We start from the raw sequence: 21852 nt of genomic DNA, 5'->3' as shown, positions 1-21852 counted from the left end.
CAGAAAGCCGCCCCGCGGCGCCCCTGCGAGGAAACCGCCGATGTCGTTCTCCGTGCGTGCCCTGGTGCCGATCGCCGTACTGGCCCTGACGCTGGCGGCCCTGGTCAGCGCCGTGCAGTCCGGCAGTGCCGACGTGCAGGCGGCGCCGGCTGTTTCGGGTGAGCTCAGCGCGCGCGGACTGTGGGCGGACGCCCGCGGCAACACCGTGCTGGTCAGCGAGCGGCTGGTGGCCGATGACAGCCGGCAACCGCCAGAGGTGGAACTCAGGTTTTTTGATGCGCAGGGCCGCACAGCCTGGATCCTCGGTCTCGGCGAAGGCGCGGTGACCGCGCTCGTCGACGACCGCGAGCTGCTCTACCTCGCGCTTGCCCGCGGCGGCGAGATGGAAGGGCAGGAGACCCGCACCCAGCTGCTGGCAGTGGCGATGGACGGCGGCCAGATCCGCTGGCGCCTCGACATCGTTGGCGAAGTGACTGATCTGCTGGCCGACGGCGTTGGCGGCGTGCGCGCGCGCAGCCTGCGCCTGGGCCCTGGTGTTGAGGCCGGCGAGCACCTGCTGAGCCTGCGCGATGGCGTGCTGCTGTGGGATGTGCCGCTGCGCGACTAGCGGCGATGGACGGTCCCCGCAGGTGCCAGGCAGGCCCGGCGCCTGCGGTTCCGACCGGAGGATGTGAGCAAGCCATTCGAGGAGGTGTCCGATGCTGATTCTCTGCTTCGCCTTCCTGCTGCTGGCAGGCGGCGCGTTCTGGCTGACCGGCGTGCATCCCGCGCGCAACGTACTGCGTCTGCGGCGGACCCTGGTCTCGTTCTTCCTGCTGCTGGGTCTGCTAAGCCTGGCCCTGCAGTTGGCCCTGCATGCGCCCGTCGCGCCGCGCGGGCTTTCGTCTTCGGCGGGCGCCAGCGCCAGCGTGCGTTGATTCGCTGTCACGCGGGGCCGTCGACCGCGTCCTGCGCTGCGCGCTGCCATCGCCTCATTCCGTGCGTGTCCTCCCCATTGGCGTCCTTATGATCTGGGCTTTTCATCGCGAGCCGCTTTGAGGCTTCGCGCTTCATCCCTCTGCCTGTGCAGAGTTTCGGGCGCGCCATGGACGGCGCGCATCTGCCGCTTCTTAACCACTACGGCGGGCTATCCCCACGGCCTTCGATTCGCAGGTGTGCCCGCGCCCGCGACGCTCCGGCCGACATGGCCGGAGCGCGGGATGCGGGCAGTCTTGCTGGTCTCAGAGCCGATCAGAAGAACGCGCGCAGGCCGACCACCAGATTGCGGCCGGGCAGCGGGGCGTCCTCCTTCAGCGCCGAGGTGTGCATGCGCGCCTCACGGTTGCCGAGGTTGCTGCCGCGCAGGAAGACTTCCCAGCCAAAGTTCTGCACGTCCCAGTGGTAGGCCACGCTGGCGTTCAGCAGACTGAAACCGGCGGTGGGCTCCTCGAACTCGGCGACCGCATTCTGGGTCGCGTAGCGCTGCGCATCGATGCTGGCGCGCCAGCCCTGCAGCCTCCAGTCCAAGGCGAGGCCGGTGCGGTCGGGGGCGATTCGCGGCAGCGCGCCGCCGGCATCCAGGCTGGCATTTACCGCATCGCCAGACAGGCGCAGGCTCCACGCGCCGCTGGCATTGTCGAACATCGCCCACTTCAGCTCGCCCTCGATGCCGTGGAAGGTTGCATCGGCCTGCGACCACTGCAGCACCGGCAGGCCCTCTTCCTCTGCGCCGGTGTTTGCCTGGTAGATGAAGTCGTCGATCCGGTTGCGGTACGCCGACAGCTTGCCGCTCAGCGGACCGGCGTGCAGGTGCAGACCCAGTTCGAGCTGGCGGGCGGTCTCACTGCCGAGCGCGGCATTGCCGAGCTCGTAGGCGCGGGTCGCCAGGTGTGGCCCGTCCGAGAACAGTTCCTCGGCGTTCGGGGCGCGCTCCGCGCGATCGAAGCCGGCGCTGAAGTGCAGTGCCTCGTTGAGGCGGAACAGCGCGCCGGCGGAGGCGCTGAAGCCGGAGAAGCTGCGGCGCTCATGGCCATCCGCCTCGATCCGCACGCGGTCCGCGCGCAGGCCCCATTCCAGCTTCCAGCGGTCGAGGTTCTGCTCCTCGATCAGAAACAGGCCGAGGTCGCGCGACAGCGAGGGCGGCACGAAAGCTTCTTCGCCCAGCGCGCTGAAGTCGCGGCGCGAGGTCTGCACGCCAAGCGCGCCTTGCCAGCCGCCGATGGGGGCATGCACGAGATCCGCGCGGGCTTCCACGGCGTCGTTGTCGAAGCGGGTGCCGATCTCCTCGCCCTCCAGTTCGAAATGCCGATAGTTGTTGGCGCCGATGCGGAGGTTCATCGACTCGATGCCGGCAAGGGGATTGAACAGGCCCGCCTTCAGATCCCAGCGCGTCTGCCCGAGATCGATGCGCACCTCTTCTTCCTCTTCTTCGGCCTTGTCGAGGCCATGCGCAGGGTCGTGGTCCTCTTCGTGCGCGTGGTGGGCGTGGCCGGGCACGCCGTACAGGGATTCGAAGCGGCTCAGCGCAAGCCCTATGAAGCCACGTTCGCCGATGTAGCTGGCGCCTGCGGCGCCGCCGCGGCTGTCGACCGCGCTGTTCGGCAGCAGGCCAAAGGGATTCTCCTCGTCCTCGTGTCCGGGCTCGTCATGCTCCTCATGCGCATCGTCGTGCGCATGCCGCGCGTAGCCCGGGATCTCGTAGTCGGCGGTGTCGCGGCGGAAGCCGTCGAGATGCCAGGCGATGCGGCCGCGCGCCCCGTCCAGACGGAGCATGCCGCTGCGCTCGTCGGCGACGCTGCCCGCGCGAAGTTCGGCGCGGCCGCTGATCGCTGCCTCGGGTAGCAACGTGGGAACCCGACCATCGACGACGTTCACGGCGCCGCCGATCGCGCCCGGGCCGTACAGAAGCGTGGCCGGGCCCTTCAGCACCTCGATCTGGTCCGCCAGGAACGGATCGATGCTCACCGCGTGGTCCACGCTCGTCGTCGAGGCGTCGAGGCTGCCGATGCCTTCGTTCAGCACCTGCACGCGCGCGCCTTCCTGGCCACGAATGATCGGCCGGCCGACGCCGGTGCCGAAAAATGAGGTCTGCACGCCTAGCACGCCGGACAGCGTCTCGCTCAAGGTGCCGGCGCGACGGTCGTCCAGGGTCTCGCCGGCCAGGATCTCGACCGGCTGCACGACGTTCTCGGCGTTCGAGCGCAGCGGGCTGGCGGTGACGATCAGTTCGTCGAGTTGCTTTGCACGGTCAAGATCGTGCGATGCCCTGCCTGGGTTCTGTCCAAGCGCAAGGCCCGGCAGGAGGACGGCGACGGCGAGGCTGAGCGGATGACGCGGCATAGAGGCTCCGTTGTTATAACGTTGCTTTTGTTGGGCAAAAACAAGGGCGCGGCAGCGCCCTCGGTCTCGAAATTGGACGTTATACTATCACCCTCACTGGGCCGTGGCAGTCCACGCGCGCCCCTCACCGCCCGGAAATCCTGATGTCATCGACCAGCGCCTGTCTCGAATCCTCGCTTGCCGCGGCCGACTCTTCGCAGGTTCGCGGAGTCGAACTCGGCGAGCGTGCGGACCGTATCGGCGCCATCGCCTCGGCGGTCTGCGCCGTGCACTGCGCGTCCTGGCCCTTTCTGCTGGCCGTGCTGCCGGCGCTGGGCTCCAGCCTGCTGGCCTCGGAGTGGCTGGAACGCGGTTTCGTGGTGTTCGCGACCTTGCTGGCCATCGCCAGCCTTGCTCATGGGTTCAGGCGCCATCGGCGGCGCTCGGCGATGGTGCTTGCGGCACCCGGCCTTGGCCTGATCTGGTTCGGCAGTTTCGGGCACTGGCACCACGATCTGGTGCTGCATGCCGTGCTCATGACCTTGGGCGGGACCTTCATCGCCTTCGCCCACCTGCGCAACCTGCGTCTGCAGCGCGCTGCGCATATCCACGACGCGGCCTGTCGGCACGATTGAGCCGAATCTCGGTTGATCCTCGATTCCCCGCCGAGCAGGCTGTTGAAAAGCAGCCTGCTGGGCCAGCCAGGGATGGCCGGGACGACGAAGCAAGCGCGTAAGCGATTGATTTGTCGTGAGGCGGTGCGGATCGGCGCCGGACCGCCGACTTGAAGAACTCCCCGGAAGGGAGTTTTCAACATGCTGCCAATGGCGGGCTGGCGCTCAGCGCGCGCGGGGCACCCAGGCCCAGAGCATTCGACAGGCTATGGGCACTTCGCCCGTCTCGTCGCTCACCTCCACGGGCACCAGCAGTTCCCCCTTGGGCGCGGCCAGGACATGCGCAATCTGCGCCGGATCGAGCTTTGAGCTTGCCTGCAGTGCGCCCTGGGTGCGGCGCAGGAAGTCGACCTGCAGGCTCTTGATCAGCGGCAGGCGGTCGTCCGGCAGATGCCAGCCCAGGCAGAAGCCGCTGGCCGTCTCCGCCAGCAGGGCCATGGCGGCGGCATGGACGCCGCCGATGTGGTTCTGTACGCGGCGACGGTTGGCGAGGCGCAGGATCACTCCTTCGCCGTTGACCTGCTCGAAGTGAATGCCGGCGGTTCCCACCAGGGGAACCGCGCGGCCCAGCACCCGGTCGCGCAGCCACGGGCGCAGGACGGCCGGCAGGCGGTCAAGCTGGCGGAGACGGCGGGCAAGGCGGCTTTCTGTCATGTCAGTTCCGGGTGGCGGCGATCGTCGCAGGCGGCGAGGCATCGCCGATGCGCGGGCTGGCGTTGGGCTGCTTCGCGGTTTGCGCGGCCCGCCCGAGGTGGTAGGCTACGCGGCTTTCCGAAGCGACCCGCTTTAACACAGTTCCGAGGAGCACATCATGGGCAAGGGCGATACCCGCACCCGCAAGGGCAAGATCTACAACGGCAGCTACGGCAACGCCCGTCCGCACGGTAGCAAGGCGACGGCCAAGTCGGTCGTTCCGGCCGCGCCGGTGGCTCCGGCCAAGAAGGCCCCGGCCCGCAAGAAGGCCTGAGCTCCGCGCAGCGGTCAATGGCCGCCGCAGGCGTTCCGAACACCCCGCCCGTGCGGGGTGTTCGCGTTTTGGCGTGGGGATCGCGCCGCGGCGCCTGCCGCACCGCTTCGGCGACTAGCCAGCGGCGGCGCGCATGAAATCCTGGATCAGCGGGCCGAAGCGCTCGAAGTCGACCAGGAAGGCGTCATGGCCCTGCGGCGAGGGCAGGCTGGCGAAGTGCACGTCGGCGCCGCCGCGGCGCAGGCCTTCGGCGATCTGCGCCTGCTGCTCGATCGGGAACAGGATGTCGGTTTCGACGCCAATCACCAGCGCCTGCTGCAGGCGGATGCGCGCCAGCCCGCGCAGCACGTCGCCCTCGCCGTATTCGGCGCAGTCAAACCAGTCCATCGAGCGCGACAGGTAGAGGTAGCAGTTCGGGTCGAACTGGCGGATGAAGCGCCGCGCATGGCCCTCGAGATAGCTCTCGACCTGGAACTCTTGGCCGAAGGGGTCGTCCTCGCGCAGCTCGCTGTCCAACCGCACGCGGCCGAAGCGTCCGTGCCATTCGATCGCCGAGCGATAGGTCAGCACGCCCAGTTTGCGGGCGATGCGCATGCCGTTCTCGGGATAGGCCGAATCGCTGTAGTCGCCGCCGTTCCACAGCGGATCGAGGCGGATCGCCTCGCGCTGCAGCGAACGCACGGCGATCGAGAAGGGCAGGGCGTGGGCCGCGCCGCAGACGTTGAGCATGCGCCGCGCCGCCAGCGGATGCTGCAGCAGGAAGGCCAGGGAGGTCATGCCGCCCATCGAGCAGCCGACCACGGTATCGAGCTGTTCGATGCCGAGGCCCCGCACCAGCGCATAGGCCGCGCGCGCGCCGTCCTCCACGGACAGCTCGGGGAAGGACAGCCGCCAGGGCTTGCCCGTGGCCGGATTGATCGAGGCCGGGCCGCTGCTGCCGCGGCAACTGCCGAGGGAGTTCACGCAGATCACGAACCAGCGACCGGTATCGATCGGCTTGCCGGGGCCGATCATTGCTTCCCACCAGCCCGATTCCGGATCGTCGGGATGGCTGGCCGCGTGTGCGCTGGGCGAGAGCCCGGTGAGGACCAGCACCGCATTGTTGCGCTCGGCGTTGAGCGTGCCCCAGGTCTCGTAGGCCAGACGGCCGCCATCGAGACAGCCGCCGCGCTTCATCGGAAACGGCGAGGGCAGGTCGAACCAGCGGGTGGCGGGCGGAATGAACTCGGTCACGGCAGTACGCGATCAATGACGACGCGGGCGCGGCCCGTGCTGACCGGTAGCGGCTCGCTCAGGCCTTCAAGATCGCCGCTCTGAGGGCTGGCATTGCCGCTGGCCGAGATCCGCGCGCCGACCACGACTTCAGGAAAGGTGCCGAGATTCATGCCCTCGATCATGCCCATGCTTTGATCCAGCACAAGCGTCGTCGGCAGCGATGCGGCGGAAAGTCGCTGGATCGCCAGCGGTGCGCGCGGGCCCTCTGGCGCGCGTGCGAACACGAACAGCACGGCGTCGGCCGGCACCTGCGCGGCGAGTTCCGCGGCCAATTCGACCGCGACCTCGATGCGTGCGCCGGTGGACTCGACCGAGGGCGTGGCCGCTGCCGCCGTCGGCGCGCTGGCCTCGGGCAGCGGCGCGAGCCCCGCCTGCTGGCGGGCGTCGTTGATCTGGCGGGTCAGCGCGGGGCGCGCGGGCGCGTCCGCCGGCATCTGCGCCAGGATCGGCTCCCACAGTTTCGCCGCATCGGCCGGACGCCCGTCCTGCATGGCGGCGATACCCAGCAGCCAGGCCGCGCGGGCATTGCCTGGCTCGCGCGCATAGGCCTGCTGGAGCAGGGCCAACGATTCGCCCTGAAAGCGGCGACTCGGCGTGGCCAAGGCCTTGGCCTCGGCATAGTCGATCTGCACTTCTACGTTGTCGGCCGCCAGCGCATAGGCCTTGGCCATCGCCGCTTCGGCGGCGGCGAAATCCTCCTGCGCCCGGCGGCTGCGGCCCAGCAGCACCCAGCCCTCGACATCGTTGGGCTCAGCCGCAAGACGGGCCTCGAGCGCGGCGATGGCTTCCTCCATGGTGGTGGGCGCCGGTGGCGCCACCTGCGCCGCGGGATCGAGGGCCTCCGGAGAGCCGACCTGCAGATACAGCCCGAAGCCCAGCGCGGGCACCAGCACGGCCATGGCCATGACGACCCCAACCGGCGTCGGTTGCGGAGCGGGTTCGACGGGAAGCGCCAGCAGACGCTCGTGCAGCTCGTCCTCGCCAATCGCGCCGGCCGCGGCCGCCGCGCGCAACGCGCGCCGCTTGTCGGCGTGCTCGTCGAGCACGGGGGGCTTCAACAGGGGGCGCAGCACGAAGGCGAGCGCAGCGATGCCAAGCACCGCGGCCAGGATCCAGAACATCGGGTTTACCACTCCTCGTCGGTGGTGGAGTCGCGCTCGGCGGATTCGCCCTTCAGACCGCGGCTGCGCTGGCGGACGATCACCGCAAGCGCAATGGCGCCGGCCACCAGCACGCCCGCCGGAGCCAGCCACAGCAGCCAGTTCGCGCCTTGCAGCGGCGGTCGGTACAGCACGAAGTCGGTGTAGCGCGCGGCCAGGTGGTCCTTGATCTGCTGGTCGCTCCTGCCTTCGCGCATCAGGTTGAACACCTCGCGCCGCAGGTCCTGCGCGATCATCGCGTTGGAGTCGGCCAGCGACTGGTTCTGGCACATCACGCAGCGCAGCTCGGCAGCCAGCTTGCGGAAGCGGTCCTCCTCGGCCTGGTCGCGGAAGGGCAGCGGGTCGATGGCCACGGCCGACAGGCTGAGCAGCAGGCCCAGCATCGCCGCGAGCAGGCGGCTCATGGACTGACTCCGCCAGCGCCGGCAAGTCTCGGCAGGATCTCGCGCTCGATGTCCGCCCAGGTGATGGGGCCGATGTGCTTGTACAGCACGGTGCCGTCGGCGCCGATCAGGAAGCTCTCGGGGGCGCCATACACGCCGTAGTCGATGGCGGTGCGGCCTTCGAAGTCGACCACGATCAGCGCATAGGGGTCGCCGAACTGGTTGAGCCAGCGCAGGGCGTCCGCGCGCTCGTCCTTCCAGTTGAAGCCCACCACCGGCAGCTGTCCGCTGCGGGCGAGCCGTTCGATCACCGGATGCTCGTCACGACAGCCCGGGCACCAGCTGCCGAACACGTTGAGCAGGTAGGGCCGGCCCAGCAGCTCCTCGCTGCGCACGAGCCGGTCGGGCTCGTGCAGGCTGGGCAGTTCGAAGGCCGGCGCCGCCTTGCCGATCAGCGGCGAGGGGATCGCGTTGGGATCGCGAACGGCCGACAGCCAGATGCCGGCACCGAGCAGGGCGGCCAGCAGCAGGAACACGATCAGCGGCAACAGACGCTGGATCATGCGCGGGCTCCGAGCGCTTCGGGCGTCGTGCTGGCCGGAATGGGCAGCGTTTCAGCCGCAGGCACCCGGCGGAAACGCCGATCGAAAGCCACCACGAAACCGGCGATCGTCATCAGCAGGGCGCCGAACCAGATCCAGCGGATGAAGGGCTTGACGTAGACCCGCACCGACCAGGCTTGGCCATCGCCGAGCGGCTCGCCGAGCGCGACGTAGAGGTCGCGGGTGACACCGGGGTCGATGCCGGCCTCGGTCATGATCTGGCCGCCGCTCTTGTACGCGCGCTTTTCGGGGTGCAGCGTGGCGATCCGGCGGTCATCGACATAGATGTGGACGGTGCCGCGGTCGGCATCGAAATTCGGGCCCTCGCGGTGGGCCACGCCCTCGAACTCGAAGCGGAAGCCGCGCAGCTCGGTCGCCTCGCCCGGCTTCAGCGCCAGGTCGCGCTCGATGCTGGTGCTTTCCACCAGCAGCACGCCGGCGACGAACACGCCGACACCGAAGTGCGCGAGCAGCATGCCGCTTATCTCGGCAGTAAAGCGGCGGCCGGCCGGCGCGGACTGCCAGCGCTTCCAGGCGTAGAGCGCGGTGCCGGCCATCACCCAGGTGGCCCCTGCCACGCCCGCCCAGGTCTTGAGCGTGCCGTCCTCGATGCTGAAGAAGGCCAGGGCAGTCACCAGCACGGTCAGCGAGAACGCCAGCTTGACGAGAGGAGCGAAACGGCCCCATTGCTCCTGCTGCCAGCGCGAGAAGGGGCCAAAGGGCATCAGCAGCACCACCGGCACCATCAGCGCGGTGAACAGCAGGCTGAAGTAGGGCGGGCCCACCGACATCTTGCCGAGATTCAGGGCATCGGCCAGCAGCGGGTACAGCGTCCCGATCAGCACCATTGCGGTGGATGCGCTGAACAGCAGGTTGTTGACCAGCAGCAGGGTGTCGCGCGACAGCGGCGCGGCCGGCTTGCCGCGCTCGATGCCGCCGGCGCGGAGCGCGTACAGCAGCAGCGAGCCGCCGACCACAACCAGCAGGAAGATGAGGATGAAGATGCCGCGCTCGGGGTCCGAGGCGAAGGCATGCACCGAGGTCAACACGCCCGAGCGGACCAGGAAGGTGCCCAGCAGGGACAGCGAGAACGCGGCAATGGCCAGCAGCAGGGTCCAGCCGGCGAAGCTGCCGCGCTTCTCGGTCACCGCCTGCGAATGGATCAGTGCGGTGCCCACCAGCCAGGGCATGAAGCTGGCGTTCTCGACCGGGTCCCAGAACCACCAGCCGCCCCAGCCCAGTTCGTAATAGGCCCACCAGCTGCCGAGACCGATGCCGAGCGTAAGGAAAGCCCAGGCCACGTTCGTCCACGGCCGGCTCCAGCGCACCCACTGCGCGTCCATCTGGCCGCCCAGCAGGGCCGCGATGGCGAAGGCGAAGGCCACCGCGAAGCCGACGTAGCCGGCGTAGAGCATCGGCGGGTGGAAGATCAGGCCCGGGTCCTGAAGCAGCGGGTTGAGGTCGCGGCCCTCGGGCGGCGCCGGCAGCAGGCGATCAAAGGGGTTCGAGGTGAGCAGAGTGAACAGCAGGAAGCCGACGCTGACCCAGCCCATGACCGCCAGCACCCGCGCCACCACGTGCAGGGGCAGGCTGCGCGAGAACGCGGCCACCGCCACCGTCCACATCGCGAGGATCAGCACCCACAGCAGCAGCGAGCCCTCGTGCGCGCCCCACACGGCCGAGATGCGGTACATCATGGGCAGCAGGGTGTTGCTGTTGTTGGCCACGTAGGCGACCGAGAAATCCTGCTGGATGAAGGCCGCGGTCAGGATCAGGTAGCTCAGCAGCAAGAAGGCGAACTGCCCGTAGGCGGTCGAGCGCGCCAGCGCCATCAGCCCGGCGTGACCGCGCCAGGCGCCGTACAGGGGCAGGGAGGACTGCACCAGGGCCAGCACCAGGGCCAGCACCAGGGCGAAGTTGCCAAGTTCAGGGGTCATGCCATCGATCTCGGGCGCGGCTCAGGCCGCATCAGTAGCCGCTCTTGCCGTCGGCGGGCGGGCTTGCGGGCGCGGCTTCGACGGCTTCCACGGCATCGTCGCCCGCACGCAGGGCTTCCGCTTCCTGCTTCAGCTTTTCGGCGCGGGCGATCCGCGCCTGGGTCATCTTGTCGGCGACCTCGGCGGGCATGTAGGTCTCGTCGTGCTTGGCCAGCACCTGGGTGGCGACGAACACGCCCTCCTCGATGCGGCCCTTGGCGATCACGCTCTGGCCCTCGCGGAACAGGTCGGGCAGCACGCCGCGGTAGACCACGGGGAAGTCGGCCTCGCGGTCGGTCACCTTGAAGCGGTATTCGACCTCGCGGGTGGCCTCGACGCGGCCGCTCTCGACGCTTTCCTCCAGCACGACGCCGCCCAGTCGGAACACCCCCGACTCGGGCGCCTTGCCGGCCATGACTTCAGTCGGCGAATGCAGGTAGTTCAGGTTTTCCTGCAGGGCCAGGGCGACCAGGCTACCGGCCACGAGGCCGGCGCCCAGGATCAGACTGGCGACAATCAGGCGACGCTTGCGCACGGGGTTCATGGGGGGCTCCTCAGGGAATCGGATGCTCGGTCGTGGTCGCCGAGCGGGCCGCCTCGCGACGCGCGCGCAGGGCGATCTCGCGCTGCAGGCGGCGCAAGCGCCAGGCCGGCTGCACGAGATCCCAGAGCAGGAAGACGAAGAAGATGGCGAAACAGGCCCATACGAAGGCGCTGTATTCGCCCATGTCCAGCCAGCCGCTCATGCCGCACCTCCCAGCGCCCGACGCACCCACTCCTTGCTGCGCTCGGCCTCGGCAATGGCAACGCGGGTACGTGCCAGCAGCGAGCCCATGAACCAAAGCTTGGTGCCGAAAGCGAGTGCGATCAGCGGCGCGATCATGCTCGGGTCCATGCTTGACTTGCCGAACAGGCGGATGGTCGCGCCCTGGTGCAGGGTGTTCCACCACTCCACCGAGAAATGCACGATCGGCACGTTCACGAAGCCGATCAAGGCCAGGAAGCTGGCGGCGCGGGCGGCGGCGCGGCGATCCTCGATGGCGGCGTACAGGCCCATCACGCCGAGGTAGAGGAAGAGCAGGACCAGCTCGGAAGTCAGGCGCGCATCCCAGGTCCACCAGGTGCCCCACATCGGCTTGCCCCAGATCGCGCCGGTCAGCAGGGTGATCGCCGTGAAGGCCGCACCGATCGGCGCGCAGTTCATCGCCAGCTGCTCGGACAGCTTGATCCGCCAAACCAGGGCGATGAAGGCATTGACCGCCATCACGCCGTAGATGAACAGGCTCATCCAGGCCGCCGGCACGTGCACGAAGATGATCCGGAAGGTGTCGCCCTGCTGGTAGTCGGCCGGCACTTCATACAGGCCGGCCCAGCAGCCCCACAGGATCATCGGGATGGCGATGCCGTACAGCCAGGGCAGGCAGCGCCCGGCGAAGGCATAGAAATTGGGCGGCGAGCCCATCTTGTGGAACCACAGCAGGACGGGGTTCATGTCATCGCGATCCGAAGCGCGGTGGCCGTGGCCAGCGGCGCGAGAATGGTCAGGAGGGCCAGGCCGGCACCCAGCAGGAGCAGGGCGCCGGTGTAGGGCAGCCCCTGCGCGGCAGCCGCCACGCAGCCCGCCCCGAGGATGAGGATGGGCACGTACAGGGGCAGCGCCAGCAAGGCCAGCAGCATACCCGAGCGCCGCATGCCGACAGTCAAGGCGACGATGATGCCGCCGACCAGACTGAGCAGCGGCGTGCCCAGCAGCAGTGAGGTCATCAGCACCGGCAGCAGCTCATGCGGCAGGTACAGCAGCTCGGCCAGCAGCGGGGTGGCGATCAGCAGCGGCACCGAGGTGGTCAGCCAGTGCACCAGCACCTTGCCGAACAGCATCAGCGCCAGCGGCTGCGGGGCCAGCAGCAGCATCTCGAGGCTGCCATCCTCCAGATCGCCGCGGAACAGGGTGTCCAGCGACAGCAGGCCCGAGAGCAGCAGGGCCACCCAGACCACGCCGGGCGCGATCAGGGCCAAGGTGGATTTCTCGGGGCCGATCGCCAGCGGGAACAGGGTGGCGACCAGCAGGGCGAACAGCACCGGGTTCAGGGCGTCGCCGCGGCGACGCCAGACCAGCAGCAGGTCGCGGCGGATGATTGCGCCGAAGGCGGTGAGTGCGGAGGAATCAGCCATGCGTGGTCTCCATGGCATCGTTCGCCGGCAGCGGATCGAGGCTGAGGGTGCGGGTACGCACGGCGCCGGTGGCGTAGGCACCGTGGCTGGTGATCAGCGCCGCGCCGCCGCGGCCCAGGTGGTGGGCGACGAGGCGATTGACCAGATCGATGCCTTCAAGGTCCAGGTTGGCGTAGGGTTCGTCGAGCAGCCACAGCCGGGCCGGCACCAGCAGCAGCCGCGCCAGCGCGAGGCGCTTCTTCTGGCCCGCTGACAGCTGGCGCGCCGGGCTGTCCTCGAAGCCGGCGAGGCCGACCGCGGCCAGCGCGGTTACCGGCGAGATGCCCGGCCGCTGGCCGAACAGGCCGCGGGCGAAACGCAGATTCTCCTCGGCGGTGAGTTCACCCTTGTGGCCGAGCAGATGGCCGAGCAGGGCGCAGCTGCGCGCCACCGCTTCGCGACTGGCCGGAAGGCCGTCGATGCTGACCTCGCCGGACTGCGCCGGCAGCAGGCCGGCCAGCACGCGCAGCAGGGTGGTCTTGCCGCGGCCGTTGGCGCCGTGGACGAGCACCGCTTCGCCGGCGTCGACGTGGAAATCGAGCGGTCCGAAGATCGGGTCGTCGTTGCGGGCAAAGGCCAGCTGGCGAACCTGGAGCAGCGGCGGCGCGCGCTCGGGCTCGATGTCTGTCAGGAGGGGGGTGTTCATCTGGGCGCGCATGCTACCGGCGGTGGCAGGGGGCGTCGATGCGCTGGATCAAGTCTGGTTGTCAGGCTGCGGCTGCCCCCACGGATCCGCCGCGGCTGCGATCCGGGATGGTGGCGCCTTGGCGATGTGCTTGATTTGATTGCGTTATCGGCGCCGCTCTCCGATTTCGGGGGCGGGGCTGCGGATCGACTACATTCGCGCTACAGATCTGCACTTTCGCTTTTCCATCCGCTAGTTACACTGCCTTGGCCGGGTTGATACAGAAGCCGCGCCCGACGCGCCCGCCCGCCCCCTCGCCCTGAACGATGCCGCGTCCATGCCCGTCCTTCGTCCTCTCCTGCTGTCGAGCCTGCTGGCGCTCTCATTGACGCCAACGGCCCGCGTCGTCGCCGATCCGGGCGATGGCGATGCAGCGCAGCGCTACATCGTCCACCTGCAGTCGCCGCCCACGGCCCTGTTCGAGGGGTTCGCGGGGGCGGCGGATCCGCGCAAGCGCGCGCTTGCGCCAACCCACCCGGGCACGGCCGGCAAGACCCGACTGGACGTCGCGAGCGCGGAGGTCAAGGCCTATCGCGGCTTTCTGGCGGACGAGCGCGCGACTTTCGAGAAGTCCGCCGGCAGCGCGTTGGGCCGCGAGCTCAAGCCGCTGGCTTCGATCGACCTGGTGCTGAATGCCGTCGTGCTGGAGCTGACACCGACCGAGGCCGAGCGCCTGTCTGCGCTGCCTGGCGTCAGCCGGGTTGAAGCGGATTTCGTGCGCCAGCCGATGACTGATGCCGGCCCAGCTTGGGTTGGCGCGCCGGCCGTCTGGTCCGGCGCCGCCGGTGCGCCGACGCGCGGCGCAGGGGTGCTGGTCGGGGTCATCGATACAGGACTGAACGCCGCGCACCCCTCCTTTGCCGGGCAGGGGCCGATCGACGGACATGTCCACAGCTTCGCGCGCAGCGTCGCGCCCTCGCTCTGTGCCAGTGCGAACAGTCCGCCCTGCAACGGCAAGCTGGTGGTGCTGCGCGATCTTTCCACCGGCACCAGCAGCAAGGAGCCGGACAACGGCCTCGATCTAGACGGCCACGGCTCGCATGTCGCTGGCACCGCGGTGGGCAATCGCCTGCGTGCCGCCGTGAACGTGGCCGGGCAGGCCCTCGAACGTGAAGTGTCGGGCGTGGCGCCGCATGCCCACCTCGCCTCGTACAAGGCCTGCGAAGTCGAGGCCGATTGCCTGGGCAGCTGGCTGGTTGCGGCGATCAATGCCGCGGTGGCCGACGGGGTCGACGTCATCAACTACTCGATCGGCGGAACGCCGCGCGACCCCTGGGCCAGCAGCGACGCGCTGGCCCTGCTGGCGGCGCGCGAGGCCGGCATCGTGCCGGTGGTGGCAGCCGGCAACGAAGGCCCTGAGCCCGGCAGCGTCACCTCGCCCGGCAATTCGCCCTGGGTGATCAGCGTCGCCAACATCAGCCATGACCGCAGCATCGGCAGCCGCCTGCTGGATTTCAACGGCGGTACGGCGCCGGCGCCGGGCGGCGGGAGCCTACTGGGTGCGGGTTCGACCCCGGGCTACGGGCCAGCCAAGGTCGTCTTCCCCACCGATTTCCCCGGCTGCGGCACCGGCGAGGGGCTGGGGCTGGACAGTAACAGCCAGCCGGATGGCAGCAGCAATCCTTGGGCAGGCAATCCGAACCGGTTCAACGGCGAGATCGTGGTCTGCCTGCGCGGCACCCAGGCGCGGCTGGCCAAGAGCGACAACGTCCGCCGCGCCGGCGGCGGCGGCATGATCTTGCTCAATACCGTTGGCGATGGCGAGACGGTGTTCGCCGACGCCCATTCCTTGCCTTCGACCCATCTCGGCTACCGCGCCGGCGAGCAGCTCAAGGCCTGGCTTTTCGCCGGCGGCGAGCGCGCGCGCATCGAGGGTGCCCGCCTGATCGAGGATCCCAGCCTCGGCGATCGCCTCGCCGCCAGCAGCGGGCGCGGCCCGATCAGCTACGGCGGTGTGATGCTGCCCTCGATAGCCGCACCGGGCACCAGCATCCTCGCGGCCGCGCCCACGGGCAGCAGCTTCCGTACGATGAGCGGCACTTCGATGGCGGCCCCGCATGTGGCCGGTGCGGCGGCCCTGCTGCGCGCGCTGCGCCCGGAATGGCGGGTCGACCAGATCCAGTCGGCCCTCATGCTCAGTGCCCGCTCGGGACTGGTCGCCGATGACGCGGTCTCGCCGGCGCGGCGCATCGACGTCGGCGCGGGCGGCCTGGACGTGGCGGCGGCGGCGCGGGTGGGGCTGGCGCTCGAGGTTTCGGGCACCGAGTTCCGGCAGGCGCGGCCGGCGCTGGGCGGGGAGCCGCGCCAGCTCAACCTGCCCGGGCTCCTGCACGAGCGCTGCCGCGGCAGTTGCAGCCTGTCGCGCACCCTGCGCGACGTGGCCGGAGGTGGCCGCTGGCAGGCCAGCGTGCGCCTGCCGGGCGGCATCGCCCGCGTGCAGCCGGAAAGCTTTGAGCTGGCGGCCGGCGCCAGCCGGCGCTTGGACATCGCCATCGACCTTGGACAAGGCGCGGATATCGGCCAGTGGTTGGATGGCGAGGTCAAGCTGACCCGGCTTGACGCCCCCGGCGTACTCAGCCTGCCTTTGGCGATCTACGCGGACCCGGGTGAGCTACCCGAGCGCCTTGATCTGGGCGCGGTGGCCGATGCCGGACTGCGCGTGCTCAGCCTGTCCGGGCTTGCGGCCTTGGCGGATCTGCAGATCGAAGCGGGGGCCCTGGTGCCGGTCCGCGTCGAACGTCGCCGCCTGGGTGCGGCCGCCATCGGCAGCGCCTACACCGGCCCGCAGTCGGCGGCCGCAAGCCTGCTTCTGGATTTGCCGGCGGCCTCGGCGGCGCCGCGGCGCTTCCGCCTCAGTGCCGTGGCCTCGGCGGCCGGCGATGCGTCGCTGGGCCTGTATGCAGGCATCGATTACAACGGCAACGGGCGCCCGGACGAGGTCGAGCAGCTTTGCAACACGCGCGGCAGCGCGCCGCGCTGTGAGCTGGATCTTGCCCAGACTGGCAGCCTGAACAAGGTCTGGGTCATGGCCCGCAACGAATCCGGCTCGGGCCAGTCCGAGACCGAGGTGGAGCTGCGCGCCGCCCTGCTGGATCCGCAGCCCGCGGCGGGGCGCCAGGTCGTCGCGACGGCGCCTGCCCTGGCACCTGCCGGCAGCGCGATTCCGCTTCGGCTGTCATGGAACGCTCCGGACTGGCGGGCGGCAGAGCCGCGCGCCTTCCTGCTGAGCCTGCGTGCGCGGGCAGGCGCCGAGGCCTTCGCTCGCATTCCGGTCAGCCTGCGCCGGGACGAATCCTTGGCCACGCCGCGCCCGCTGCTGGAGGGCGAGGAGCTCAGCGTAAGCCTGGCGCCCGGCGAGACGCGTACGGCGTTCTTCATCGACCTGCCGGCCGAGGCGAGTCGGATGCAAGTGTCCACCCGGGGCGCTTCCGACGTCCGTATCGACGTCGCGCGCGACGGGGCTCCGAGCATGCCTTTCGCCTCGCCCCCGCCGAACCTCTCGGCCGCGGGCAATGGCGTGGTCGGTAGCGGGGTGGGGGTAGAGCTCGCCCGCGCCCAGCTCGCGCCCGGCCGCATGTGGGCGATCCTCCGCAACACCGGGGCCGAGTCCGCCACGGTGTCGGTGAGGCTGGAGCTCGATGCTCCGCGCCTTGTACAGCCACGTTTCGGTGCCTGGTACAACCCGCAGCGCAGCGGGTCTGGCCTGTTTCTGTACCAGTTCGGCAGCAGCTGGGGCTATGTCTGGTACACCTACCTCGAAGACGGCACGCCGACCTGGTACATCGGCTCGGCGCCGGCGCCCGGGGGCGCGGACGCGCGATGGTCGGCGCCGATCCTGCGTATGACCTGGAACGGCAGCGTGTCGCGCGGAGTAGAGGTCGGCCGGCTGGTGCTCGCGCCGATCGCCAATGAGCGCCTGCAGTTCGCCTACGAACTGGACGGACAGTTCGGCAGCGAGCCCCTGCAGTGGATCGGCAGCCAGCGCTGCGCCGCGGCACAGGGCCAGGCCCTGGACCTCAACGGCCTCTGGTACGACTTCTCGAACTCCGGCTTCGGTTACAGCCTCGAGGTGTCGCCCGAGGCCGAGACGGTGGCCAGCTTCCTCTACGACGAGGGGGGTTGGCCGCGTTGGGTGCTGGGCACGGGTCGACCGTTCGGCGCGGGCCCGATCGAGCTGCTGCAGTTCCGTGGCAACTGCCCGCTGTGTGAGTACGGCGCGCTGCAATCGCAGCCGGCGGGCGGCCTTGAGGTCGTCTATGCCAATGGGCAGCCGGTGCGGCTCGACACCGCCATCGACTTCGCGCCGCCGCTGTCCGGGAGCTGGGTGCGCAGCCATCCGATGAATCGTCTATCCAGCAGTCTCGGTTGCCCTCCCTGAGCCGGAGCAGGCGTGGATTCGCTCCGGCAGGCGTGCTTGCGGGAGAGTGATCGATGCGGGCCAATGGCTTTCGCGCGCGGGTGTCACGCCGCCAATGCCTCCGACCGCGGGTGATTCCGCTACCCTTGCGCGCCCCTTCGACGCCGCCCGCGAGAGCACGATGCAGATCGAGACCAAGCTGCCCAAGGTGGGCACCACCATCTTCACCGTGATGTCGCAGCTGGCCGCCCAGCACGGTGCGGTCAACCTGGGCCAGGGTTTTCCCGATTTCGAGACGCCGGCCTTCCTGCAGGACGCGCTGGTGCGCGCCATGCGCGCTGGCCGCAACCAGTACGCGCCGATGCATGGCGTCGCTCCGCTGCGCGAACAGATCGCGGCGAAGACGCTGGCGCTCTACGGCGCGAAGATCGACGCCGAGCGCGAGATCACCGTCACCAGCGGTGCCACCGAGGCGATCTTCGCCGCGATCCACGCGGTGGTGCGGCCGGGCGAGGAGGTGATCCTGCTCGACCCCTGCTACGACTGTTACGAACCGGCGGTCGATCTCGCCGGCGGCGTCGCTGTGCACATTCCGCTGAAACCAGGCGACTTCAGCGTCGACTGGCAGCGCGTGCGCGAAGCGGTGACGCCGAAGACGCGGATGATCCTCGTCAACTCGCCGCACAACCCCTCGGGCGCGGTGTTCGCCCAGGCCGATCTTGATGCGCTCGCCGACATCGTTCGCGACACCGGCATCTTCGTGCTCTCCGACGAGGTCTACGAGCACATCGTGTTCGACGGCGCTCCGCACATGAGCGTGCTGCGCCACCCCGAGCTCGCCGCGCGCAGCTTCGTGGTGTCGAGCTTCGGCAAGACCTACCACTGCACCGGTTGGAAGCTGGGTTATGCCGTGGCACCGGCGGCACTGACCGCCGAGTTCCGCAAGGTCCACCAGTACCTGACCTTCTGCAGCTTCGCGCCGGCGCAGTGGGCATTGGCTGAGATGCTGGAACAGCATCCCGAGCATCATCTGGAGCTTCCGGACTTCTACCAGCGCAAGCGCGACGCCTTCCGTGCCCAGCTTGCTGCCACCCGCTTCGAGTGCCTGCCGGTGCCCGGCGGTTACTTCCAACTGGTCGACTACTCGGCGATCTCGGACATGGACGACCTCGAGTTCTGTCGCTGGCTCACCGTCGAGAAGGGCGTCACCGCGATTCCGCTGTCGCCGTTCTACGCCGAGGCGCCCGCCCACCAGCGGGTGATCCGACTGTGCTTCGCCAAGACCGAGGCCACCATGGCCGCAGCGGTCGAGCGTCTGGCGAAGGTCTGAGCCCATGAATGCTCCCACCGCTCCGAGCCGCGACCTGCGCGTTTCGCTGGTGCAGGCCGCCACCGTCTGGCACGACGCCGCCGCCAACCGCGCCCTCTACGGCGAGCTGGTGCGGCCGCTGGCCGGCCAGACAGATCTCGTCGTGCTGCCCGAGACCTTCACCTCGGGCTTCTCCAACGAGGCCATCGGCGAGGCCGAAACCATGGACGGCCCCAGCGTGGCCTGGCTGCGCGGGCTCGCCGTCGAGGTCGGTGCCGCGATCACCGGCTCGATGGTGATCCGCGCAGGCGACCACGTGTTCAACCGTCTGCTGTTCGCCACGCCCGATGGCGCTCTTGCCCACTATGACAAGCGCCACCTGTTCCGCATGGCCGGCGAGCACGAGCGCTATGCCGCCGGCGGGCCGAAGCGGGTGGTGGAGTGGTGCGGCTGGCGAATCTGCCTGCAGGTCTGCTACGACCTGCGTTTCCCGGTGTTCGCCCGCAACGTTTTCGACGAGGCCGCGCAGCGCTTCGACTACGACCTGATCCTGTGGGTCGCCAACTGGCCGGCCGCCCGCCGCTACGCCTGGCAGACCCTGCTGCGCGCGCGCGCCATCGAGAATCTGGCCTGCGTGGTCGGTGTGAATCGCGTGGGCGTCGATGGCAACGCGATTGCCTATGCGGGAGACAGCGTCGCGCTCGATGCCCTGGGTCAGCCCCTGGTCGAGCTCGGCGCCCTGCCGCAGGTGGTGACCACCCGCCTCGACGCCGAGGGCCTGCGTGCCCATCGCCAACGCTTCCCGGCTCAGCTCGACGCCGACCGCTTCCAGATCCTCTGGAATCGCGACCCTTCCTGAACGGGGCCGCCGCCGGTGGCCGTGGGATGGCGCATTTCCTCGCCCTGCCACGTTAGTGCTGTCTGAGTCCGCGGCGAAGGCGTAGGCTTTCACGCGGGGTTTTCGGGGGTGACGTCCGCGACCGGGCGCTGCCCAGGGTTCAACAGGGAGGAGTCGCAATGATGAAGTCGATGATGGCCTGCGTTCTGGCAGTGGCGGCGCTGGTTGGCATACCGCCGGCGAGCGCCCAGCGTGGCGAACGCATCACGGTGGCGGTCGACGAGTTCAAGAACGAGTCGGGTGCCGGTTGGTGGCGCGGCGGCGTGGGTTGGGAACTGTCGGGCATGCTGTCGAACGAACTGGTCGCCACGCGCGCGTTCAGCGTGGTCGAGCGCTCGCGCCTCGAATCGGTGCTGCAGGAGCAGAACCTTGCTGCGTCCGGGCGCATGGCCCCCGGCCAGGGCGCCCGCATCGGCCAGCTGACCGGCGCCAAGTACCTGATCATGGGCACCGTGACCAGCTACGAAGAGGACACCGCGAGCACCGGGGGTGGCATCAGCTTCCGCGGCGTCTCGCTGGGTGGGAAGTCGAGCAAGGCCTACGTGGCCGTCGACCTGCGGGTGGTCAATACCGAGACCGGCGAGATCGAGTTCGTCCGCACCATCGAGGGCGAGGCCAAAAGCGGCGGCATGAGCGTCGGTCTGTACCGCGGCGGCTTCGGCGGCGCCCTGGCCAACGAGAACAACACCCCTGCCGGCAAGGCGATCCGTGCGGCCCTGGTGATGATCACCGACTACCTCGAATGCGTGATGGTCAAGCAGGATCGCTGCATGCGCGAGTTCGATGCCGCCGACGATCGCCGTCGCGAGCGCACCCGCAGCTCCCTCAGCGTTGACTGAAAGCTGCTCCATCCCACCGTCCATCGACGCGCCCCGGCTTGCCGGGGCGCGTTGTTTTCGCCTGTCGGATGTGGTTCTGCGCAGGGGCGGCCTTGCTGGCGCGGCCATGCCGCGGGGGATCACGGATCCTCTTTGCGGCGTCAACGAGGGTTCACGCCCGACTCACCCGGCCCGTGGTCAATTCACGTCCGTGAAAACGACCCCCGGAGCACGGCCATGAAGTCACGCGAAGAATCCCAAGGGCTGATCCTCCTCATCGAGGACAACCGCAACATCTCGGAAATGGTGGGTGAGTACCTGGAGCGCAAAGGCTTCGGCGTCGACTACGCCAGCGACGGCGCCGACGGCCTGCGCCTCGCCGTCGAGAACAGCTACGACGTCATCGTGCTCGACCTGATGCTGCCGCGCATCGACGGCCTCGAAGTCTGCCGCCGCCTGCGCCAGGAGGCGAAGAAGTCCACGCCGGTGCTGATGCTGACCGCGCGCGACACGCTCGACGACAAGGTCCGTGGCCTCGAAGCCGGCGGCGACGATTACCTGGTCAAGCCTTTCGCCATCCAGGAACTCGAAGCCCGCGTGCGCGCGCTGATCCGCCGCGATCGCCGCCAGGTCAGCGCCGAGGTGCTCAAGGTCGGTGACCTGGTGCTGGACACCGCGACCCTGCGCCTGACCCGCGGCGGGCGCGATCTCCAGCTTTCGCCGATCGGCCTCAAGCTGCTCACCATCCTGATGCGCGAGTCGCCGCGCGTGGTCAGCCGTCGCGACATCGAGCGCGAGATCTGGGGCGATGCGCTGCCCGATTCCGACACCTTGCGCAGCCATCTCTACAACCTGCGCAAGGTGATCGACAAACCCTTCGAGAAGCAGCTGCTGCACACCATCCACAGCGCAGGCTACCGCCTTGCCGAACTGGAGACCGAGCCGGCGCAGCGGGTGGGGTGATTCTGAGCCGGGATTGGAGATTCGGGATTCGGGATTCGCAAAAGCAGCGCGTGGCAGGAGGCGTTGCAGCGCGCTGATCCCAAGACCGGTGTTTCGCTCGCGCAACGGCCATACGACCGACACGCGGGCTCCGCGCAATGCGCGGAGCCCGCTTTTCTTTTCGTTGGCAAGCGCTCCAATCGCTGGTGCAGTCGGTATCGTTGCAGCGAGCAGTCCAAGTCGCTTCACGGCCACCTCCATCGCTGTGCGACATGCTCGCCGAGCCCGCAGCATCGAC

Annotated in this window: 21 protein-coding genes; 9 read left to right on the top strand and 12 right to left on the bottom strand. The window is 69.2% G+C overall.

Annotated elements, in window-relative coordinates:
- Nucleotides 1-40: 40 nt before the first annotated feature.
- Both BLP83_RS12290 and BLP83_RS12285 read left to right on the top strand, forming a co-directional pair.
- Complete coding sequence (locus BLP83_RS12290; RefSeq protein ID WP_091243173.1) at nucleotides 41-607, top strand: hypothetical protein; 567 nt, start codon at nucleotides 41-43, stop codon at nucleotides 605-607.
- A 91-nt stretch (nucleotides 608-698) separates the two neighbouring features.
- The gene (locus tag BLP83_RS12285) at nucleotides 699-917 is read left to right on the top strand and encodes a hypothetical protein (RefSeq protein WP_091243170.1); all 219 of its coding nucleotides are present in this window, start codon (nucleotides 699-701) and stop codon (nucleotides 915-917) included.
- 313 nt (nucleotides 918-1230) lie between these two features.
- On the opposite strand, the gene BLP83_RS12280 is transcribed toward BLP83_RS12285, so the two are convergent.
- Nucleotides 1231-3318 (bottom strand): TonB-dependent receptor, encoded by a 2088-nt coding sequence (locus BLP83_RS12280; RefSeq protein WP_091243169.1) that lies wholly within the window; start codon nucleotides 3316-3318, stop codon nucleotides 1231-1233.
- A gap of 143 nt (nucleotides 3319-3461) precedes the next feature.
- On the opposite strand from BLP83_RS12280, the gene BLP83_RS12275 reads away from it, so the two are divergent.
- Nucleotides 3462-3932: a MerC domain-containing protein gene (locus tag BLP83_RS12275; RefSeq protein ID WP_091243166.1), complete on the top strand. Its 471-nt coding sequence runs from the start codon at nucleotides 3462-3464 to the stop codon at nucleotides 3930-3932.
- A 204-nt stretch (nucleotides 3933-4136) separates the two neighbouring features.
- On the opposite strand, the gene BLP83_RS12270 is transcribed toward BLP83_RS12275, so the two are convergent.
- Nucleotides 4137-4625 carry a DUF4442 domain-containing protein gene (locus BLP83_RS12270; RefSeq protein ID WP_091243164.1) on the bottom strand — a complete coding sequence of 163 codons (489 nt, stop codon included), beginning with the start codon at nucleotides 4623-4625 and terminating at the stop codon, nucleotides 4137-4139.
- 157 nt (nucleotides 4626-4782) lie between these two features.
- Here BLP83_RS12270 and BLP83_RS12265 point away from each other — a divergent pair, with 157 nt between their 5' ends.
- Nucleotides 4783-4938, top strand: a complete 156-nt coding sequence (locus BLP83_RS12265; protein WP_091243162.1) for a 30S ribosomal protein THX — start codon at nucleotides 4783-4785, stop codon at nucleotides 4936-4938.
- 114 nt (nucleotides 4939-5052) lie between these two features.
- Here BLP83_RS12265 and metX read toward each other — a convergent pair whose 3' ends face one another.
- Genes metX through ccmA form a run of 10 tightly spaced genes read right to left on the bottom strand, consistent with a single transcriptional unit; the run spans nucleotide 5053 to nucleotide 13191 of the window.
- Nucleotides 5053-6171, bottom strand: coding sequence for a homoserine O-acetyltransferase MetX (metX, locus tag BLP83_RS12260; RefSeq protein WP_091243160.1), 1119 nt, complete (start codon nucleotides 6169-6171; stop codon nucleotides 5053-5055).
- On the bottom strand, nucleotides 6168-7334 hold the full coding sequence (locus BLP83_RS12255) for a c-type cytochrome biogenesis protein CcmI/CycH (protein ID WP_091243157.1): 1167 nt from the start codon (nucleotides 7332-7334) through the stop codon (nucleotides 6168-6170). The genes metX and BLP83_RS12255 overlap by 4 nt, the downstream gene beginning before the upstream one ends.
- A 5-nt stretch (nucleotides 7335-7339) precedes the next feature.
- A complete protein-coding gene (locus BLP83_RS12250) occupies nucleotides 7340-7777 on the bottom strand; it encodes a cytochrome c-type biogenesis protein (protein WP_091243155.1) in 438 nt (145 codons plus the stop codon).
- Nucleotides 7774-8316, bottom strand: coding sequence for a DsbE family thiol:disulfide interchange protein (locus BLP83_RS12245; protein WP_091243321.1), 543 nt, complete (start codon nucleotides 8314-8316; stop codon nucleotides 7774-7776). The genes BLP83_RS12250 and BLP83_RS12245 overlap by 4 nt, the downstream gene beginning before the upstream one ends.
- On the bottom strand, nucleotides 8316-10295 hold the full coding sequence (locus tag BLP83_RS12240) for a heme lyase CcmF/NrfE family subunit (protein ID WP_091243153.1): 1980 nt from the start codon (nucleotides 10293-10295) through the stop codon (nucleotides 8316-8318). The genes BLP83_RS12245 and BLP83_RS12240 overlap by 1 nt, the downstream gene beginning before the upstream one ends.
- A gap of 31 nt (nucleotides 10296-10326) precedes the next feature.
- Entirely contained in the window at nucleotides 10327-10878 is a 552-nt protein-coding gene (locus BLP83_RS12235; protein WP_091243151.1) for a cytochrome c maturation protein CcmE, read from the bottom strand.
- A gap of 10 nt (nucleotides 10879-10888) precedes the next feature.
- Nucleotides 10889-11080 carry a heme exporter protein CcmD gene (ccmD, locus tag BLP83_RS12230; RefSeq protein WP_091243148.1) on the bottom strand — a complete coding sequence of 64 codons (192 nt, stop codon included), beginning with the start codon at nucleotides 11078-11080 and terminating at the stop codon, nucleotides 10889-10891.
- Nucleotides 11077-11826, bottom strand: coding sequence for a heme ABC transporter permease (locus BLP83_RS12225; protein WP_091243145.1), 750 nt, complete (start codon nucleotides 11824-11826; stop codon nucleotides 11077-11079). Before BLP83_RS12225 ends, ccmD begins: the two co-directional genes overlap by 4 nt.
- Nucleotides 11823-12506, bottom strand: a complete 684-nt coding sequence (gene ccmB, locus BLP83_RS12220; protein WP_091243143.1) for a heme exporter protein CcmB — start codon at nucleotides 12504-12506, stop codon at nucleotides 11823-11825. The genes BLP83_RS12225 and ccmB overlap by 4 nt, the downstream gene beginning before the upstream one ends.
- Nucleotides 12499-13191: a heme ABC exporter ATP-binding protein CcmA gene (gene ccmA, locus BLP83_RS12215; protein ID WP_091243318.1), complete on the bottom strand. Its 693-nt coding sequence runs from the start codon at nucleotides 13189-13191 to the stop codon at nucleotides 12499-12501. The genes ccmB and ccmA overlap by 8 nt, the downstream gene beginning before the upstream one ends.
- A 316-nt stretch (nucleotides 13192-13507) precedes the next feature.
- Between ccmA and BLP83_RS12210 the strand changes: the two genes are divergently transcribed.
- From BLP83_RS12210 to BLP83_RS12190, 5 genes are all read left to right on the top strand, one after another.
- A complete protein-coding gene (locus BLP83_RS12210; RefSeq protein WP_091243141.1) occupies nucleotides 13508-17608 on the top strand; it encodes a S8 family serine peptidase in 4101 nt (1366 codons plus the stop codon).
- 160 nt (nucleotides 17609-17768) lie between these two features.
- Nucleotides 17769-18917 (top strand): pyridoxal phosphate-dependent aminotransferase, encoded by a 1149-nt coding sequence (locus BLP83_RS12205; protein WP_091243317.1) that lies wholly within the window; start codon nucleotides 17769-17771, stop codon nucleotides 18915-18917.
- A gap of 4 nt (nucleotides 18918-18921) precedes the next feature.
- Nucleotides 18922-19755, top strand: a complete 834-nt coding sequence (locus BLP83_RS12200) for an amidohydrolase (RefSeq protein ID WP_091243139.1) — start codon at nucleotides 18922-18924, stop codon at nucleotides 19753-19755.
- 161 nt (nucleotides 19756-19916) lie between these two features.
- Nucleotides 19917-20633 (top strand): CsgG/HfaB family protein, encoded by a 717-nt coding sequence (locus BLP83_RS12195; RefSeq protein WP_245680034.1) that lies wholly within the window; start codon nucleotides 19917-19919, stop codon nucleotides 20631-20633.
- Between the two features lie 216 nt (nucleotides 20634-20849).
- The gene (locus BLP83_RS12190) at nucleotides 20850-21575 is read left to right on the top strand and encodes a response regulator transcription factor (RefSeq protein WP_091243133.1); all 726 of its coding nucleotides are present in this window, start codon (nucleotides 20850-20852) and stop codon (nucleotides 21573-21575) included.
- Nucleotides 21576-21852: the final 277 nt, after the last annotated feature.

Source organism: Aquimonas voraii, from assembly GCF_900101825.1.
Taxonomy (GTDB): Bacteria; Pseudomonadota; Gammaproteobacteria; order Xanthomonadales; family Xanthomonadaceae; genus Aquimonas; species Aquimonas voraii.
The sequence above is the reverse complement of the archived record's forward strand: the minus strand, read 5'-3'. Positions and strand labels throughout refer to the sequence as shown.

Coding starts and splice junctions, on each gene's coding strand:
- BLP83_RS12290 (WP_091243173.1), top strand. CDS start 41: ATGTCGTTCTCCGTGCGTGCCCTGGTGCCGATCGCCGTACTGGCCCTG.
- BLP83_RS12285 (WP_091243170.1), top strand. CDS start 699: ATGCTGATTCTCTGCTTCGCCTTCCTGCTGCTGGCAGGCGGCGCGTTC.
- BLP83_RS12280 (WP_091243169.1), bottom strand. CDS start 3,318: ATGCCGCGTCATCCGCTCAGCCTCGCCGTCGCCGTCCTCCTGCCGGGC.
- BLP83_RS12275 (WP_091243166.1), top strand. CDS start 3,462: ATGTCATCGACCAGCGCCTGTCTCGAATCCTCGCTTGCCGCGGCCGAC.
- BLP83_RS12270 (WP_091243164.1), bottom strand. CDS start 4,625: ATGACAGAAAGCCGCCTTGCCCGCCGTCTCCGCCAGCTTGACCGCCTG.
- BLP83_RS12265 (WP_091243162.1), top strand. CDS start 4,783: ATGGGCAAGGGCGATACCCGCACCCGCAAGGGCAAGATCTACAACGGC.
- BLP83_RS12255 (WP_091243157.1), bottom strand. CDS start 7,334: ATGTTCTGGATCCTGGCCGCGGTGCTTGGCATCGCTGCGCTCGCCTTC.
- BLP83_RS12250 (WP_091243155.1), bottom strand. CDS start 7,777: ATGAGCCGCCTGCTCGCGGCGATGCTGGGCCTGCTGCTCAGCCTGTCG.
- BLP83_RS12240 (WP_091243153.1), bottom strand. CDS start 10,295: ATGACCCCTGAACTTGGCAACTTCGCCCTGGTGCTGGCCCTGGTGCTG.
- BLP83_RS12235 (WP_091243151.1), bottom strand. CDS start 10,878: ATGAACCCCGTGCGCAAGCGTCGCCTGATTGTCGCCAGTCTGATCCTG.
- ccmD (WP_091243148.1), bottom strand. CDS start 11,080: ATGAGCGGCTGGCTGGACATGGGCGAATACAGCGCCTTCGTATGGGCC.
- BLP83_RS12225 (WP_091243145.1), bottom strand. CDS start 11,826: ATGAACCCCGTCCTGCTGTGGTTCCACAAGATGGGCTCGCCGCCCAAT.
- ccmB (WP_091243143.1), bottom strand. CDS start 12,506: ATGGCTGATTCCTCCGCACTCACCGCCTTCGGCGCAATCATCCGCCGC.
- ccmA (WP_091243318.1), bottom strand. CDS start 13,191: ATGAACACCCCCCTCCTGACAGACATCGAGCCCGAGCGCGCGCCGCCG.
- BLP83_RS12210 (WP_091243141.1), top strand. CDS start 13,508: ATGCCCGTCCTTCGTCCTCTCCTGCTGTCGAGCCTGCTGGCGCTCTCA.
- BLP83_RS12205 (WP_091243317.1), top strand. CDS start 17,769: ATGCAGATCGAGACCAAGCTGCCCAAGGTGGGCACCACCATCTTCACC.
- BLP83_RS12200 (WP_091243139.1), top strand. CDS start 18,922: ATGAATGCTCCCACCGCTCCGAGCCGCGACCTGCGCGTTTCGCTGGTG.
- BLP83_RS12195 (WP_245680034.1), top strand. CDS start 19,917: ATGAAGTCGATGATGGCCTGCGTTCTGGCAGTGGCGGCGCTGGTTGGC.
- BLP83_RS12190 (WP_091243133.1), top strand. CDS start 20,850: ATGAAGTCACGCGAAGAATCCCAAGGGCTGATCCTCCTCATCGAGGAC.